This window comes from Kitasatospora sp. NPDC048194 (assembly GCF_043202455.1).
Lineage (GTDB): Bacteria > Actinomycetota > Actinomycetes > Streptomycetales > Streptomycetaceae > Kitasatospora.
The window spans coordinates 307,507-322,658 of sequence record NZ_JBIDAK010000004.1 but is presented as its reverse complement, the minus strand read 5'-3'; the positions used below and the strand labels follow the sequence as shown (position 1 = coordinate 322,658).

Genomic DNA, 15,152 nt, shown 5'->3' with positions numbered 1-15,152 from the left:
CGGGGGAGGGGTCAGCTCGCGGTGCAGGTCAGGGACGGAGCGGTGTTGCCGCCCGAGTACGCCGCCTGGAAGCCGAAGCCGGTGCTGGCGTTCGGTGCCAGCGCGCCGTTGTAGGCCTGGCTGGTGGCCGTCACCGCGGTGCCGCTCTGGGCGGTGGTGGCGTTCCAGCTGTTGGTGATCTGCTGGTTGCCGCCCCAGCTCCAGGTGACCGTCCAGGACCTGGTCGCCGAGGTGCCCGTGTTGGTCACGGTCACGTTGGCCGTGAAGCCGCTGCCCCAGTCGTTGGCGACCGCGTAGGTGGCGGAGCAGCCGCTACTGCCACCGCCGCCCGACGTCGCCGTGGTGGCGGTCACCGCCGCGGAGGCGGGGGAGACGTTCCCGGCCGCGTCCTGCGCGGTGACGGTGTACCGGTACGCGGTGGCGGGGGAGAGCCCGGAGTCCGTGTAGCTCGTGCCGGTCACGGTCGCGACCTTGGTGCCGTTGCGGTACACCGCGTAGCCGGTCACGCCCGCGGGGCCGGTGGACGCCGTCCAGCTGAGCGACACGCTGCTGGCGGTGGCGCCCGTGACGGTCAGCCCGCTCGGCGCGGTCGGGCCGGTGCCGGTGGAGCCGCCGAACGCCGGGTAGGCGTTCTGCACCAACTGCCGGAACTGGACGGGGAACCACTGCCCGGCCGGGATGTTGGACCCGGGGATGGCGTCGGTGGGGTAGGTGTTGCCGTTCCCGTCGGTCTGGGTGCCGCTCGGGTCGCAGTGCGGGTCGCCGTGCGGGTGGGAGGCGTCCGGGTAGTCGCCGTCCGACTCGCCCGGCGGCTTGACCCAGAGGAACGCGATGATCGGGCTGCCCGCGCCGTACGGCAGGGACTGCGGGCGGGCGCCGATGCCGGCGCCGTTGACGTTGCACCAGTCGCCGCGGAAGGGCTTCTGGTCGACCTTGTTGGCCGCGACGTACGCGTCCACCGTGGTGGGGGCGGAGTTGAGCGCGGTGGGCCGGGCGGGGCCGCCCCAGCCGTTGCGCGAGGTGTCGACCAGCATGCCGATGCTGCTCGGGAACCCGTTGGACACCAGGGTGGAGTACATCGCGTTGTCGTAGTGGTACTCGTCGAACGCGGGGTTGTACTGGTAGAAGTTGGCCGACTTGAGCGGCTGCCCGCCCACCGTCAGGTCGGGGTCGGTCAGGAACGGCTCGGTCAGCGGAGTGGTGTTGGCGGTGTCGCTGACGAAGCCGTCGACGCTGGCGAATCCGGCGGTGGTGGCCTGGGCGACCTTGGCGTACTCCCGGCCCGCGGGCACCATGTTGTTGGACCACCCGAGCCAGCCCGCGTGGCCGATGTCGAGGTAGTCGTACACGTTGGGGATCGCGTGCAGCTTGTTGAGCGCGTACTCGATGCCCGATTCGTAGTACGGGGTCGCGGTGGCGCAGGCCGGCTTGGACTGGTTGGTCACGGCGTTGGGCAGGGAGTCCGGCTCGATGATGGCCGCGACCCGGAGGCCGGCGTACTTCGGGTTGGCCAGGACGGCCGCGATCGGGTCGATGTACTGCGTCTCGTAGGTGGCCAACCCGGCTGCGGTGGCCGGGAGTTCCCCGTTGGAGGCGATGGCGGCGCAGTCCCGGCCCGGGAGGTCGTAGACGACGACCTGGAAGACGACCGGGGTGCCGCTCTGCTGCTGCTGGGCGAGCGCGTGGTCCAGGTGGGCCTGGAGGCCGAGGTGGGTGGCGTCGCCGGCGATCGCGCCGATGCGGTCCATCCAGACGGCGGTGGGGTTGGCGGCGACCTGGGACTCGAGGGCGCCGAGGGTGCCGCCGTCGGCGGCGGCCTGGGCCTTGACCTCGGCCGCGTAGTCGGGGTTGAGGTAGCCGGTGGCACCGGCGAACGGGTTGGCCACGTGGACGGCGGCTTGCGCGGGGGTCGTGCGGGCGGGCGCGGCGTGTGCCGGGGCGACGGCTCCGATGCTCGGCAGCAGGCCGGTGGCGCCGAGCAGCGCGGCGGCTGCTGCCGTGCGCAGGCGGCGCAGGACGGTTTGGGGCACGTCCGGGTCCTTTCGGATGGGTGGGGGTGCCTGAGGGGATCGCCGATTCGGGTGGGAACGCGCCCAGACCGGGCGTGGCGATCCCCTGCACATCAAGCCAGGGCATGAGAAAGCCCGTCAATAGGCGCGGGAGCGCTCCCACCGGCCCGCTGAAACTTACACGCCGTCGAGCGGGACGCCCGGTGGGCTCCCGCGGTCAACCCGGGCAGCTGGGCGGCACACCCCGCCGGGCCCGGACCCGGCCCTGCGGACCGCCGGCGGAGCGGGGGTCGGCACGGCTTCAGCCGCCCGACATTCCGAAACATCGGCGAAACATTCAACTGCGTATTGACGCGTCCCGCACACTCCGAGTTACCTGGGGCACGCAGGAGCACCACCCACACCCCTGGCGCCGTCCGCAGGACGGCTGCCGCCGTGCTCCCCTTCCCCGAATTCCCCGAACCGACGGCTGCCCGCCGTCATCGCTCGTGCGCCACGACCCGCCGACAGCGCGGGGTGCACGTCCCCCTGGAGCGACTCTGGAGGTCGACCATGCCTCTCCGAAGGATCCTGACCGGAATCCACCACGCCTGGGCCGCCGTCCTGGCCGTGGCACTGGTGCTCGCGACCGGCGCCCTGGCCGCGACGGCCCCGGCCGTGGCGGCCGGCGGCACGCTGAAGGCGGCGGCGGAAGCGAACGGCCGGTACTTCGGCACGGCCCTGACGGGCGGTGACCTCGGCGTCGCCGGGGAGACCGCCGTCGCCGGGGCGCAGTTCGACATGCTGACCCCGGCCAACGAGATGAAGTGGGACACGATCGAGCCGTCCCGCGGCTCGTTCGACTTCGGGCCGGGCGACCGACTCGTCCAGTTCGCCCGGACGCACGGCATGCGGGTGCGCGGCCACAACCTGGTGTGGCAGAACCAGCTCCCCGCCTGGGCCGCGAACCTGCCGCTGGACCAGGCGCGCTCCGCGATGGAGGCGCACATCACCGCCGAGGCCACCCACTACAAGGGCCAGGTGTACGCCTGGGACGTGATCAACGAGCCCTTCAACGGCGACGGCTCCTTCGTCCCGGACGTGTTCTACCGGGCGATGGGCGCCGAGTACTTCGCCGACGCGCTGCGCACGGCGCACGCCGCCGACCCGGGCGCCAGGCTCTACATCAACGACTACGGCATCGAGGGCGTGAACGCGAAGAGCGATGCGCTGTACGGCCTGGCCCGGACGCTGCTCGCCCAGGGGGTGCCACTGGGCGGCATCGGGTTCGAGAGCCACTTCGTCCTCGGCCAGGTGCCCGCCGACCTGAGGGCGAACCTGCAGCGGTTCGCGGACCTCGGCCTGGACGTGGCCGTCACCGAACTCGACGACCGCATCCAACTACCGGCCTCCGGCGCCGCGCTCCAGCAGCAGGCCGCCGACTACGCGGCGGTGGTCCGGTCCTGCCTGGCCGTCCCCCGTTGCGTGGGCGTGAGCCAGTGGGGCGTGGACGACGCGCACTCCTGGATCCCCGGGGCCTTCCCCGGCACCGGCGCCGCCACCATGTACGACGGCGGCTTCCAGCCCAAGCCGGCCTACTACTCGGCGCTCTCCGCCCTCGGCGGCTCGGGCTCCGGCAGCGGTGGCGGCACCACCGGTGAGCTGCGCGCGGTCGGTGCCGGCAAGTGCCTGGACGTGCCGAACGCCTCGACCGCGGCCGGCACCCAGGTGCAGATCTACAGCTGCTGGGGCGGTACCAACCAGATCTGGACGCACACCCCGGGCGACCAGCTGAGCGTCTACGACGGCAGCGGCCGACTGTGCCTGGACGCCTCCGGGCAGGGCACCGCCGCCGGCACCAAGGTGGTCGTCTGGCCGTGCAACGGCCAGGCCAACCAGCAGTGGCACCTCAACGCCGACGGCACGGTCACCGGCGTCCAGTCCGGCCTGTGCCTGGACGTCTCCGGAGCCTCCACCGTCGACGGCGCCCTGGCCCAACTGTGGACGTGCAGCGGCCGGAGCAACCAGCAGTGGACCCTCGGCTGACACCATGAAGCGGCGCGGCCGAGGGGCCGCGCCGGGCCCGGTACGCTCCGGCCGCACCGCCTCGCACTACCGCCCCACCGCCCCGTCGGCCGTTCGCGGCGGGGCGGTGCTGCTGCGTTCGACCAGGCTGGTGGCCAGGTCCACCCGCAGGGTGCCGGGCCGCTCACCGCGGGCCAGGTCGATGACCAGCCGGGTCGCCGTCTCGGCCATCTCGGTCAGCGGCTGGCGCACGGTGGTCAGCGGCGGGCCCACCCAGCGCGCCAGCGGCAGGTCGTCGAAACCGACCACACTGAGGTCCTCCGGGATGCGCAGTCCCACCTCGCGGGCGGCCTCGTACAGGCCGAGCGCCTGGAGGTCGTTCCCGGCGAACACGGCGGTCGGGCGCTGCGGCAGGCGCAGCAGCTCCAGGCCGAGCCGGCGTCCGGACTCGTGGTGGAAGTCGCCCTCGCGGACGAGTTCCGGGTCGTACGGGATGCCCGCCATGTCGAGAGCCGCCCGGTAGCCGTCGGCCCGGGCCCGGCTGCACATCATCCGGGCGGGGCCGCCGATCAGGCCGATCCGGCGGTGGCCGAGGTCGAGCAGGTGCCGGGTCGCCGCGAGGCCGCCGTCCCAGTTGGTCGTGCCGACGGCGGGCACCTCCTGCCCGGGGTCGCCGGCCGGGTCCATCACCACGAAGGGGATGTCGCGGCGGGCAAGTTGCTCGCGCAGCGAGCGGTCCAGGTCGGACAGCACCAGCACCACACCGGTGGGGCGTCGGGCGAGCACGCCGTCCACCCAGGACTGGCCGGGGCCGTGCCCGGCGGACTCGGAGAGCACGATGCTCAGGCCCTCCTCGCGCACCGCGTTCTCGACGCCGCGGATCACCTCCACCGCCCAGGCGCTCTCCAGTTCGTGGAAGACCAGCTCCAGCAGCGGGCTCGCCCGGCGGTTGCCGCGCCGCCGCCGGTACCCGTGCCGGCGCAGCAGTTCCTCCACCCGCTCGCGGGTGGCCGGGGCGACGTCGGCGCGCCCGTTCAGGACTTTCGAAACAGTCGGTGCGGAGACCCCTGCTTCCTGGGCGATCTCAGCGAGCGTGGCCGCTCTGTTCACGGGTTCCTCCTGCACTGCCCCTGCTGGGCGGACTCCGTCGTGGATGGCTGTCGGGCACGGCCGCAGGCGGTCCGTACCGCACGGATGCTAGCCCGCGGGCGGGCCGGGCCGATCCCGTCCGCACTCTTGACTGGCGGTCAGGCCGGTTCTAGTTTTCCAGAACATTCGGCAACTTGCTCGAAACATTCGAAACAGAGGGCAGGATATGCGATCGAGATTCGCCGCAGTCACCCTGGTCACCGCACTCGTCCTGGGCACGTCCGCCGCCTGCGGCTCCGGCGGGGACTCCTCCGGTGCCGGAGACGGGACGATCCACGTGCTGGTCTACGGTGACGCCGCCAACAAGGTCGAGAAGCAGATCGTCGACACCTTCAACCGGACCTCCAAGGTCAAGGCGGTGCTCGACACCGTCCCCGGCGCGGACTACCAGCAGAAGCTCCAGACCGTCATCAACACCCCGCGGGCCCCGGACGTCTTCTTCAACTGGGGCGGCGGCTCCATCCAGTCCTTCGCCAAGGCGGGGCTGCTGCTGCCGCTGGACGACTTCATCGCCAAGGACCCCGGCCTGAAGGACAACTTCCTGCCCGCGGTCTTCAACTCGGCGGTGATCGACGGCAAGCCGTACGGAGTGCCGATGCGCGGCACCCAGCCGGTCCTGCTGTTCCACAACAAGAAGGTGCTCGCGGACGCCGGACTGACCCCGCCGAGGACCTGGGACGACCTGCTGGCCGCCACCAAGGTCCTGAAGGACAAGGGGATCACGCCGATCGCGCTCGGCGGCGGCGACCAGTGGCCCACCCTGATGTGGTTCGAGTACCTCTACGACCGGATCGCCGGCCCCGGCCTGTTCCAGCGGGCCCGCGGCGGCGACAAGGAGGCCTGGGCGAGCGAGGACAGCCGCAAGGCACTGGCCGCCCTCCGGCAACTGGTCGACGCCGGGGCCTTCGGGAGCAACTTCGACTCCGTCAAGTTCACCGACGGCGGCTCCCCGGCCCTGGTCGCCAAGGGCAAGGCCGCATTCGAGCTCATGGGCTCCTGGTACTACTCCACGCAGCAGGACGCCAACCCGGACTTCGCCACGTCGGGCCTGGGCTACGCCGCCTTCCCCGCTCTGAGCGGCGGCAAGGGGGACGCGGCCGACGTCGTCGGCAACACCAACAACTTCTACTCCGTGCTGAAGAGGACCAAGCACCCGGAGGCCGTCGCGGCGTTCCTCGAACTGATGTACTCCGACGAGTTCGTGAAGGCGCAGCTGGCCATCGGGAACCTGCCGACCACCACCGGCACCGAGAACCTCCTCGACCTCTCCGCCAGCCCCGCCTACTCCAAGGACCAGTACCGGCTGGTCAAGAGCGCCCCCTCGTTCCAGCTCTCCTGGGACCAGGCCTACCCGCCGAGCGCGATGACCCCGATGCACACCGCCGTCCAGGAGTTCTTCGACGGCAGGATCGACGCCGACGGCTTCATCAAGGCCATGCAGGCCTTGCCGGCCTCATGACGCGCCGCACGCGGCCCGGCGCGGAGGCGACCCGCCCGGGCTTCGTCTGGGCGCTCCCCGCGGCGGTGTTCTTCCTGCTGTTCGCGATCACACCGCTGCTGCTGGTCGTCGTGCTCTCCTTCACGAGCTGGGACGGCATCGGCGAACCGCGCTTCAACGGCCTGGACAACTGGAGCGCCCTGTTCGACGACCCGGTGATGCTCCGGTCCGTCTGGACCACCCTGCTGCTCACCGCCCTCGGCGTGCTGACCCAGACGCCCGTCAGCATCCTGCTGGGCGTCTGGGCCGCCGGACAGCAGCGCAACCGGGCCGTGCTCTCGGCGATCTACTTCGTGCCGCTGCTGCTCTCGGCGACCGCGGTCTCGGTGGTGTGGCGGGCCGTCCTCGACCCCAACTTCGGCGTACCGGCCCAGCTCACCGGGCTGTTCGGCGACGGCAACCTGCTCGGCAGCAGGAGCGGGGCGATCGCGGTGCTGACCTTCGTCGGCGTGTGGCAGTTCACCCCGCTGCACGCGCTGATCTACCAGGGCGGCGCCCGGGCCATCCCCCAGGTGCTCTACCAGGCCGCGGCCGTCGACGGCGCGGGCCGGGTACGGCAGTTCCTCCACATCACCCTGCCGCAGCTGCGCAACACCGTCATCACCTCGGTGATTCTCATGGTCGTCGGCGGCCTGACCACCTTCGACACGGTGCTGATCCTCACTCAGGGCGGCCCCGGCACGGACACCACCGTCACCGCCTACTACATGTACCAGAAGGCCTTCAAGGGCTTCGACTTCGGCACCGGATCGGCGATCGCGCTGGTCCTGGTGGCGGTCGCCACCCTGATCTCGCTCGCGGTGGTCCGGATCTCCGGCTACGACCGGATGCGCGGCACGGCGGAGGGGCTGTGATGCGCCGACGCCCCAACGTCCTGGCCGGGTTCGGCTCCCTGGCGTGGCTGGTGCTGGTGGGCCTGCCGCTGTACGTGCTGCTGATCGCCACCTTCCGCACCCGGGCGGACTACTCCACCGAGGGCCCGCTGACGCTGCCCGCGCAGTGGACCCTGCAGAACTACCTGACCGACCTCTCGAACGGCTTCGGCCGGGACTTCCTCAACACCCTGACCGTGACCGCCGGCGTGGTCGCCGTCGTGCTGCTGGTCGTCCCGCCGCTCGCCTACGCCATCGTGCGCGCCCGCGGCCGGGCGACCGGGTGGGTGTTCCGGCTGTTCCTGCTCGGGCTGGCGATCCCCGCCCAGGCGGTGATCGTGCCGATGTTCTTCGTCATCAGCCAGACCGGCCTGTACGACCACCTGATCGGCGTCATCCTCCCGACCGCGGCCTTCTGCCTGCCGGTCTGCACCCTGGTGCTGACCGGCGCGATGCGCGACATCAGCCCCGAGCTGTACGAGGCGATGGCGATGGACGGCGCGTCCCCGGCGCGGGTGTTCCGGCAGCTGGTGCTGCCGCTGTCCAAGGGCGGACTGTCCTCGATCACCGTCTTCGCCGCCCTCCAGGCCTGGAACGGCTTCCTCTTCCCGCTGATCCTCACCCAGTCCGACTCCACCAAGGTCATCACGCTCGGCCTGTACGAGTTCCAGACCGAGCACGGCGTGGACGTGCCCGGACTGCTCAGCGCCGTGGTGCTGTCCATGCTCCCCGTCTTCGTCGTCTACCTGTTCGCCCGCCGCGCCCTGGTCCAGGGCCTGACGGGAGTGGGAGGGAAATGAACGGCCACCGCACCCCCGGGCCCGAGCCCGCCTGGCGGGACACCACGCTCACCCCCGAGGCCAGGGCCGACGCCCTGATCGCCGCCATGACCCTGCGGGAGAAGACCGCCCAACTGGTCGGCGTCTGGGTCGGCGCCGACGCCGACGGCGACGAAGTCGCCCCGCACCAGACCGACATGGAGCCACCGCCCGACCTGGACACCCTCCTGCCGTACGGACTCGGCCAGCTCACCCGGCCGTTCGGCACCGCCCCGGTCGACCCGGCGCTCGGCGCGCTCTCCCTGCTGCGCACCCAGCAGCGGATCGCCGCGGGCAACCGCTTCGGCATCCCGGCCCTGGCCCACGAGGAGTGCCTGGCCGGCTTCGCCGCCTGGGGAGCCACGGCGTACCCCGTGCCGCTGTCCTGGGGCGCCGCCTTCAACCCGGAGCTGGTCAGGGCGATGGCCGCCGCCATCGGCCGCGACCTGCGGGCCGTCGGGGTGCACCAGGGCCTCGCACCCGTTCTCGACGTGGTCCGCGACGCCCGCTGGGGGCGGGTGGAGGAGACCATCGGCGAGGACCCGTACCTGGTCGCCACCATCGCCACCGCCTACGTGCAGGGCCTGGAGTCGGCCGGGATCGTCGCCACCCTCAAGCACTTTGCGGGGTACTCCGCCTCCCGCGCCGGCCGCAACCTCGCCCCGGTGTCGATGGGCCCGCGCGAACGCGCCGACGTCATCCTGCCGCCCTTCGAGATGGCGGTCCGCGAAGGGCGGCCCCGCTCGGTCATGCCCGCCTACACCGACACCGACGGCCTCCCCGCCACCGCCGACGAGGCCCTGCTCACCGAACTGCTGCGGGGGACCTGGGGGTTCACCGGCACGGTCGTCGCCGACTACTTCGGCATCGCCTTCCTCGAGACCCTGCACGGCGTGGCCGAGGACCGCTCCGACGCCGCCGCACAGGCCCTGGCCGCGGGAGTCGACGTCGAACTGCCGACCGTCGACGCCTTCGGACAGCCACTGGCCGACGCCGTCATCAAGGGCACCGTCCCGGAGCGGCTGATCGACCGGGCGCTGCGCCGCGTCCTGGCCCAGAAGGCCGAACTCGGGCTGCTGGACCCCGACTGGAGCCCGGTACCCCCCGCCCTGGCCGGCGCCGACCTGAGCGACCCGGCGGCGCTGCGCGGCCTGGTCGACCTGGACCGGCCCGCCAACCGTGCGCTCGCCGCCGACCTCGCCGAGCAGGCCGTGGTGCTGCTGCGCAACGACGGCCTGCTGCCGCTGGGCGAGCCACCCCGGATCGCGCTGATCGGTCCGAACGCCGACGAACCCACCGCGGTGCTCGGCTGCTACTCCTTCCCGGTGCACGTCGGGGGACAGCACCCCGGGACCCCGCTCGGCATCGAACTCCCGACCCTGCGCGAGGCCTTGGCGGCCGAGTTCCCCGGCAGCGAGCTGCGGACGGTGCGCGGCGTGACGGTCGACGGCGGGACCGCCGGTACCGAGGAGGGCGCCGGCATCGCCGAGGCCGTGGTCGCCGCCCGGCGGGCCGGCGTGGTGGTGCTCGCCCTCGGTGACCGGGCGGGGCTGTTCGGGCGTGGCACCAGCGGTGAGGGCTGCGATGCCGCCTCTCTCGAACTGCCTGGCCAACAGCGGCAGTTGATGGAGGCGGTGCTGGACACCGGCACACCCGTGGTGGTCACCCTGCTGGCCGGGCGGCCGTACGCACTCGGGCGGGCCGTCACCGAGGCGGCCGGGATCGTCCAGTGCTTCTTCCCCGGTGAAGCCGGGACGGCGGCGCTCGCGGGCGTGCTCAGCGGTCGGGTCAACCCGTCCGGGCGGCTGCCCGTCTCCGTCCCCGGCCACCCCGGCGTCCAGCCCTCCACCTACCTGGGCGCTCGGCTGGCCCAGGCCGGCGAGGTCTCCAGCACCGACCCGACGCCCGCCTTCGGCTTCGGACACGGGCTCGGCTACGGCGAGTTCACGTGGTCCGATCCGGAGGTGCGGACCGGCGAGACCGGCACCGACGGGGAGTTCCGGCTCGCCTTCCGGCTCCGCAACACCGGCGACCGGGCGGGCACCGAGGTCGTGCAGCTCTACCTCCACGACCCGGTCGCCACCGTCGTCCAGCCGGTGCAGCGGCTGATCGGCTACCGGCGGATCCCGCTGGACGCCGGAGCGGGTTGCCGGGTGGAGCTGACCGTGCCCGCCGACCTGGCCTCGTTCACCGGCCGCGACGGCCGGCGGATCGTCGAACCCGGCGCACTGGAACTGCGGATCTCCGCCTCCAGCACCGATCCCCGCCTCACCGTGCCGCTGCGCCTGACCGGTCCGGCCCGCCCGCTCGACCACACCCGCCGACTGCACCCGGAGATCACCGTTCACGACCTCCCGCCGGCTCCCGGCCCGTGAGAGAGGAGGGCCCCTCGAGCCCGGCCGCCCGCACGGGGGGCGCCGGATGGGCCGTTTTCCGCATCGGGCCGCCCCGGAGTTCCTGCGCCTACTGGCGCGCGGCCCCCGGGTCTGCCCGCGGCCCCGCCCAGGGAGGGAGTCGGCGTCAGGACGGGGTCCCGTACTGGAGACCGCGTCCGTTGGTGCCGACGTACACGCGGCCGAAGGTGTTGGGGTCCCCGGTGATGGTGGGGTTGCCCGCGAAGTTGCCCCACTGGTGGGCGTCGTCGTTGACGCGGACCCAGCTCGCGCCCCGGTCGGTGGAGCGGAAGACGCCTGCGACGCCCTTCACGTGGCCGATCAGGTAGAGCGCCTGGTACGCGGTGCCGGGCGCGGCCTTGCCGAAGCCGAGGCCGGCGGCGGACTCCACCGAGGAGAGCGTGGTGAAGCTGCGGCCGCCGTCCGTGGAGTGCAGCAGCCCCTTCCCGCCGCCGGAGATCCACAGGTCACCCGCGACGCCGGGGACGGCGTTGAGCCGGCCGGCGGGCAGGTTGGTGGCGCGGGCGCCGAAGCCGGCGCCGCCGTCGGTGCTGGCGTAGAGCGTGCCGCCGACCAGCGCGTAGAAGGTCCCGGACGAGGCTCGGTCGGCGACGACGACGGCGTCGTTGCCCAGGCCGTTGACCCGCGACCAGCTCGCCCCCTGGTCGGTCGAGCGGTACGGGGCCTGACCGGCCGGGGTCCACACGATGCTGGAGCCGTCCGCCGCGATGGCGATGTGGCCGCTGTGGGCGCCGGGCACCGGCGCCGTCCTGAAGCCGTTCCAGTGGTGGCCGCCGTCGGTGGAGTAGCCGCCGCCCTGCTCGCCGCCCTGGCCGGCCCGGACCACCAGCGAGGGGGCGGACTGCGCGAAGTCGAGGGAACTGCCTTGGTAGATGGTCGGGTTGGTCAGCCGGTTGGAGGGCTCCTTGGTCACGTCGTCGTACAGGAAGCCGCCCTGGTCGCCCATCGCGGTGATGAGGGGGGCACCGCCGGGCAGGGAGATCGCGTCCGTCAGCGCCGTCTCCTCCAGCCCGCGGGCCCCGACGAACCAGTGGCTGGTGCCGCCGCCGTCGGTCGCGTCGGCGTCCTTGCTCGCCCAGATGCCGTTGCCGGTGCCGTACATCACGTGCCCGGAGTCGAACGGGTCGATGCTCAGGGCGGTCATCCAGTGCCCGATGCCGGTGCCCAGGTACGGGGCGGCGGAGGCGTCCCGCACCGACTTGTCGGCCAGGGCCTTCCAGGTCGCACCGCCGTCGGTGGAGCGGTAGACCTCGTCCTGGGGCCACCAGCGGTCCAGGGTGGTGACCATCACCGTGGACGGCTTCTGCGGGTCGACGGCCAGACCGGCGAACCCGTAGCTGCCCTGGGACGGCGAGATGTTCTTCCACGTCCCGCCGGACGGCGCGTACTTCCACACCGAGCCCGCCGTCACGTTGTTGGGGCCGGGCGCGTTGGAGTACGTCAGGTACAGCGTGCCGTCACCGGCGAGCACCCCGTGCTGCGGCATCTGGCCGGTGGGCTGACCGGGGACGGCCTGCCAGCTGTTGCCGCCGTCGGTGGAGCGGTAGAGGCTGGTCGACCTGTCGGCGACCCCGACGTAGATCGTGTTGCTGCCCGCCGGGCCGTACGTCACGAAGGAGATGCCGGTGCCGAAGCCCGCCCCGTCCTTGACGGGGAAGGAGGGGACCTGGTTCCAGGTCACGCCGGCGTCGGTGCTGCGCCACAGGCCGTTCTTGCGGGTGCCCAGCAGCAGGGTGTCGTGGTTCGCGGGGTCGATCACCAGGCGCTCGCCCGCGCCGCGGCCGTCCTCGTTGCCGCCCAGCTTGAACGGCAGGTCGGTGCGCTGGAAGGTGCGGCCGCGGTCGGTGGAGCGCAGGATCGCTCCGTTGCCGGCCCAGTCGTTGGTGTAGGTGCCCGACGCGAGGTAGAGCCGGTCCGGGGCGACCGGGTCGGTGGCCAGCGATTCGATGCCCAGCAGGTTCCAGTCCTTCTCGCCGATCCAGTCGGTCAGCGGGATCCACTGCTCGGCCCCGGCGTCCCAGCGGTAGGCGCCGCCCATGTCGGTGCGCGCGTACAGCAGGCCCTTCTCCTTCTGGTTGAAGACCAGCCCGGTGACGTACCCGCCGCCCGCCACCGGGGCGTTCTGCCACACGTACGGCCCGCTCCCCGACGGCTGGGCCCCGCCCGCCTTCACCAGCTTCCACTGCTGGTTGCCGCCGCCGTGGCGGGGCCACTGGATGACCTGTGCGCCCCGGGCCTCGGAGGCCCCGGACACGTCCAGGACCTGACCGCTGCGGCGGGAGGTGAAGGTGACGGCGCCGGAACCGCCCACGTCGTCGATGTGCCACTGCTGGGCGGGCGAGGAGCTGTCCGTCTGCTGCTCGGCGACGGCCGCCCGGTCGGTCGAGCCGCCCGCTATGCCCAGCACCTTGCCGCTGTTGCGGTTCACCAGCTCGTAGTAGCCGTCCCCGGTGGGCCTCAGCCGCCACTGCTGGTTGGCGGTGTCCTGGTCGGTCCACTGCTGGATGCGGGTGCCGTCGGCGGTGGAGAAGGCGTTGACGTCCAGCACCTGGCCGCTGCGGACGGAGACCAGCCGGTAGTAGGCGTCGCCTTCGACCGTCGCGGCCTGCGACTCCTGGTGGACGAACAGGTACGAGGCGGCGGCGACGGGCACGGCGATCAGGACGGCGGTGGCGCTCCAGCGACGGCGGTGACGCCCGCGGCGCCTGCCGTTCGTGGGGTTGCTCATGGGTAGACGTTCTCCTTGCGAACCGGTCACGAGAGACACGAGAAGGGCGGATCCGACCACCGGAACCGGCCGGACCCACCTCCTTGTGGTCGCGGACGCCGCAAAGGTTGCCGCGCGCCCGGGACTTTCTCGGCGGCCGTCGTCGGTGCGTTCTCGGGGATGCCGGCCGAACGGGGGTGCCGATGGCGGAGCGGCCGCGCGGCGGACGCCCACGCCGGGCCGGTCTCGGCGCCCGGACCTCCCGCGTCCGAACCGGACGACGGCGCCCGCTCGTTCGAGCGGGCGCCGTCGTGGTGCGCATGCGCGTGGTGTGCCGGGCCGCAGCGTGCCGGGACTGAGCGTGCCGGGGCTCAGCGGGCCGGGGCGAAGCCTCCCCCGACGGACGAGGAGCCGCCCGCCGACTGGGCGTCGACCCGGTAGCTGTCGCTCGCGGAGCTGCGCACCCCCGGGGCGTGGTTGTACTGCGCCGCGAACTCGTGCTGCCCCGCGGGCACCGTACGGCCGGGTTTGAGGACCCAGCGGTAGACCAGTACGCCGCCGGACTCCTGGGAGGTGACGGTGAAGTCCTCGCTCGGCAGGGTCCGCCAGTTGCCGGTGTCGCGCACGTCGCCGGTCTGCGCGATGCGCAGCTCGACGGTGAGCGAGGTGAGCGGCTGGGCGGTCCTCAGGATCAGGTCGCTCTGGGCCCAGTAGAGGTTGCTGTGCGCGTCGACCGACGCCTCCGACCACAACGGGCCGTTCTGGGCCCGGCCGGTCGCGGACGGGGTCGGGCGCGCCGTGGCCGGGGTGGTCGCGGCGGGCGCCGGGACCGGAGCCGAGGTGGTCGGCGGGGCCGAGGGCGTCGGCGAGGGCGTGGCCGTCGGGGACGGGGCCGCAGGTGTGGTGGTGGCTTCCGGCGAGGGCCGGGTCTGGACGATGGCGGCCACGGCGAGGCCGCCGGTGGCCAGGATCCCGGCGGTGGCGAGGCCGGCGAGCGCGGCCCTCGGCCACGAGCGCAGGCCCGACCGCGCGCGGTGACGGGGAGCGGGGCCGACCGCGCCGCGCTGCATCCGGGCCAGCATCCTTGCGCGGTCGGGCTGGTGGGCCTCGGCGGCCTCGCGCAGCTGCCGGGCGATGTGCTCGTTCACCGGTTCCTCCTTCCTGCCGCCAGTTCTCCGACCGCTCGCGCGCCGAGCAGCTGTTGCAGCTCGGCCATGCCCTTCGAGCATTGGCTCTTCACCGTACCGACCGATATGCCGAGCGCCGCCGCGGTGTCCTTCTCGGACAGGTCGAAGGCGTGGCGCAGCACCACGCACGCCCGCTTGCGGAACGGGAGCCTGGCGAGCGCGGCACGGACGTCCAGCACGGCCGCCACGTCCGGCCCTTCGGTCCGCTCCGGGCCGCGGGTCCAGAACAGCAGCACCCGGCGCCGCTCGCGGACCGCGCTGCGGATCCGGGCGCGCGCCATGTTGGCGACCACCCCGCGGGCGTAGGCGAGCGGGTGGTCGGCCGCGCGCAGCCGGTCCCAGCGTTGCCACAGGGCGATCAGGGCGTCTGCGGCGAGGTCGTCGGCCGCGTCCGTCTCACCGGTCAGGAGGTGGGCGAGACGGGCGAGTTCGGCGTGGTGGCGTTCGAAGAAGTCGTGGAACTCCGCGGACGCGTCATCGAGGAGCATTTCCCC

At 72.8% G+C, this 15,152-nt stretch carries 10 protein-coding genes; 5 read left to right on the top strand and 5 right to left on the bottom strand.

Features of this window, described 5'->3' with window-relative positions; all coding sequences use genetic code 11:
* Positions 1–11: 11 nt before the first annotated feature.
* On the bottom strand, positions 12–2,030 hold the full coding sequence (locus tag ACGF07_RS08415) for a glycoside hydrolase family 6 protein (protein WP_392896606.1): 2,019 nt from the start codon (positions 2,028–2,030) through the stop codon (positions 12–14).
* Positions 2,031–2,561: 531 nt separating this feature from the next.
* Between ACGF07_RS08415 and ACGF07_RS08410 the strand changes: the two genes are divergently transcribed.
* Positions 2,562–4,034: an endo-1,4-beta-xylanase gene (locus tag ACGF07_RS08410; protein ID WP_392896604.1), complete on the top strand. Its 1,473-nt coding sequence runs from the start codon at positions 2,562–2,564 to the stop codon at positions 4,032–4,034.
* Positions 4,035–4,100: 66 nt separating this feature from the next.
* On the opposite strand, the gene ACGF07_RS08405 is transcribed toward ACGF07_RS08410, so the two are convergent.
* Positions 4,101–5,123: a LacI family DNA-binding transcriptional regulator gene (locus ACGF07_RS08405; protein ID WP_392896603.1), complete on the bottom strand. Its 1,023-nt coding sequence runs from the start codon at positions 5,121–5,123 to the stop codon at positions 4,101–4,103.
* Between the two features lie 205 nt (positions 5,124–5,328).
* On the opposite strand from ACGF07_RS08405, the gene ACGF07_RS08400 reads away from it, so the two are divergent.
* Genes ACGF07_RS08400 through ACGF07_RS08385 form a run of 4 tightly spaced genes read left to right on the top strand, consistent with a single transcriptional unit; the run spans position 5,329 to position 10,725 of the window.
* Positions 5,329–6,621, top strand: a complete 1,293-nt coding sequence (locus tag ACGF07_RS08400) for an ABC transporter substrate-binding protein (RefSeq protein ID WP_392896601.1) — start codon at positions 5,329–5,331, stop codon at positions 6,619–6,621.
* The gene (locus ACGF07_RS08395) at positions 6,618–7,514 is read left to right on the top strand and encodes a sugar ABC transporter permease (RefSeq protein ID WP_350743085.1); all 897 of its coding nucleotides are present in this window, start codon (positions 6,618–6,620) and stop codon (positions 7,512–7,514) included. Before ACGF07_RS08400 ends, ACGF07_RS08395 begins: the two co-directional genes overlap by 4 nt.
* Positions 7,514–8,332 (top strand): carbohydrate ABC transporter permease, encoded by an 819-nt coding sequence (locus ACGF07_RS08390; protein ID WP_392896599.1) that lies wholly within the window; start codon positions 7,514–7,516, stop codon positions 8,330–8,332. The genes ACGF07_RS08395 and ACGF07_RS08390 overlap by 1 nt, the downstream gene beginning before the upstream one ends.
* Positions 8,329–10,725 carry a glycoside hydrolase family 3 N-terminal domain-containing protein gene (locus ACGF07_RS08385; protein ID WP_392896597.1) on the top strand — a complete coding sequence of 799 codons (2,397 nt, stop codon included), beginning with the start codon at positions 8,329–8,331 and terminating at the stop codon, positions 10,723–10,725. Before ACGF07_RS08390 ends, ACGF07_RS08385 begins: the two co-directional genes overlap by 4 nt.
* Positions 10,726–10,870: 145 nt before the next feature.
* On the opposite strand, the gene ACGF07_RS08380 is transcribed toward ACGF07_RS08385, so the two are convergent.
* The 3 genes from ACGF07_RS08380 to ACGF07_RS08370 form a co-directional block, all read right to left on the bottom strand.
* The gene (locus ACGF07_RS08380) at positions 10,871–13,492 is read right to left on the bottom strand and encodes an RICIN domain-containing protein (protein ID WP_392896595.1); all 2,622 of its coding nucleotides are present in this window, start codon (positions 13,490–13,492) and stop codon (positions 10,871–10,873) included.
* Positions 13,493–13,842: 350 nt separating this feature from the next.
* Positions 13,843–14,619 carry a hypothetical protein gene (locus ACGF07_RS08375; RefSeq protein ID WP_392896593.1) on the bottom strand — a complete coding sequence of 259 codons (777 nt, stop codon included), beginning with the start codon at positions 14,617–14,619 and terminating at the stop codon, positions 13,843–13,845.
* Entirely contained in the window at positions 14,616–15,146 is a 531-nt protein-coding gene (locus tag ACGF07_RS08370; protein ID WP_350743196.1) for a SigE family RNA polymerase sigma factor, read from the bottom strand. Before ACGF07_RS08370 ends, ACGF07_RS08375 begins: the two co-directional genes overlap by 4 nt.
* Positions 15,147–15,152 lie beyond the last annotated feature (6 nt).

Excerpts from the sequence above, each read along its gene's own strand:
- ACGF07_RS08410 (WP_392896604.1), top strand. The coding sequence starts at position 2,562 with ATGCCTCTCCGAAGGATCCTGACCGGAATCCACCACGCCTGGGCCGCC.
- ACGF07_RS08400 (WP_392896601.1), top strand. The coding sequence starts at position 5,329 with ATGCGATCGAGATTCGCCGCAGTCACCCTGGTCACCGCACTCGTCCTG.
- ACGF07_RS08395 (WP_350743085.1), top strand. The coding sequence starts at position 6,618 with ATGACGCGCCGCACGCGGCCCGGCGCGGAGGCGACCCGCCCGGGCTTC.
- ACGF07_RS08390 (WP_392896599.1), top strand. The coding sequence starts at position 7,514 with ATGCGCCGACGCCCCAACGTCCTGGCCGGGTTCGGCTCCCTGGCGTGG.
- ACGF07_RS08385 (WP_392896597.1), top strand. The coding sequence starts at position 8,329 with ATGAACGGCCACCGCACCCCCGGGCCCGAGCCCGCCTGGCGGGACACC.
- ACGF07_RS08380 (WP_392896595.1), bottom strand. The coding sequence starts at position 13,492 with ATGAGCAACCCCACGAACGGCAGGCGCCGCGGGCGTCACCGCCGTCGC.
- ACGF07_RS08370 (WP_350743196.1), bottom strand. The coding sequence starts at position 15,146 with ATGCTCCTCGATGACGCGTCCGCGGAGTTCCACGACTTCTTCGAACGC.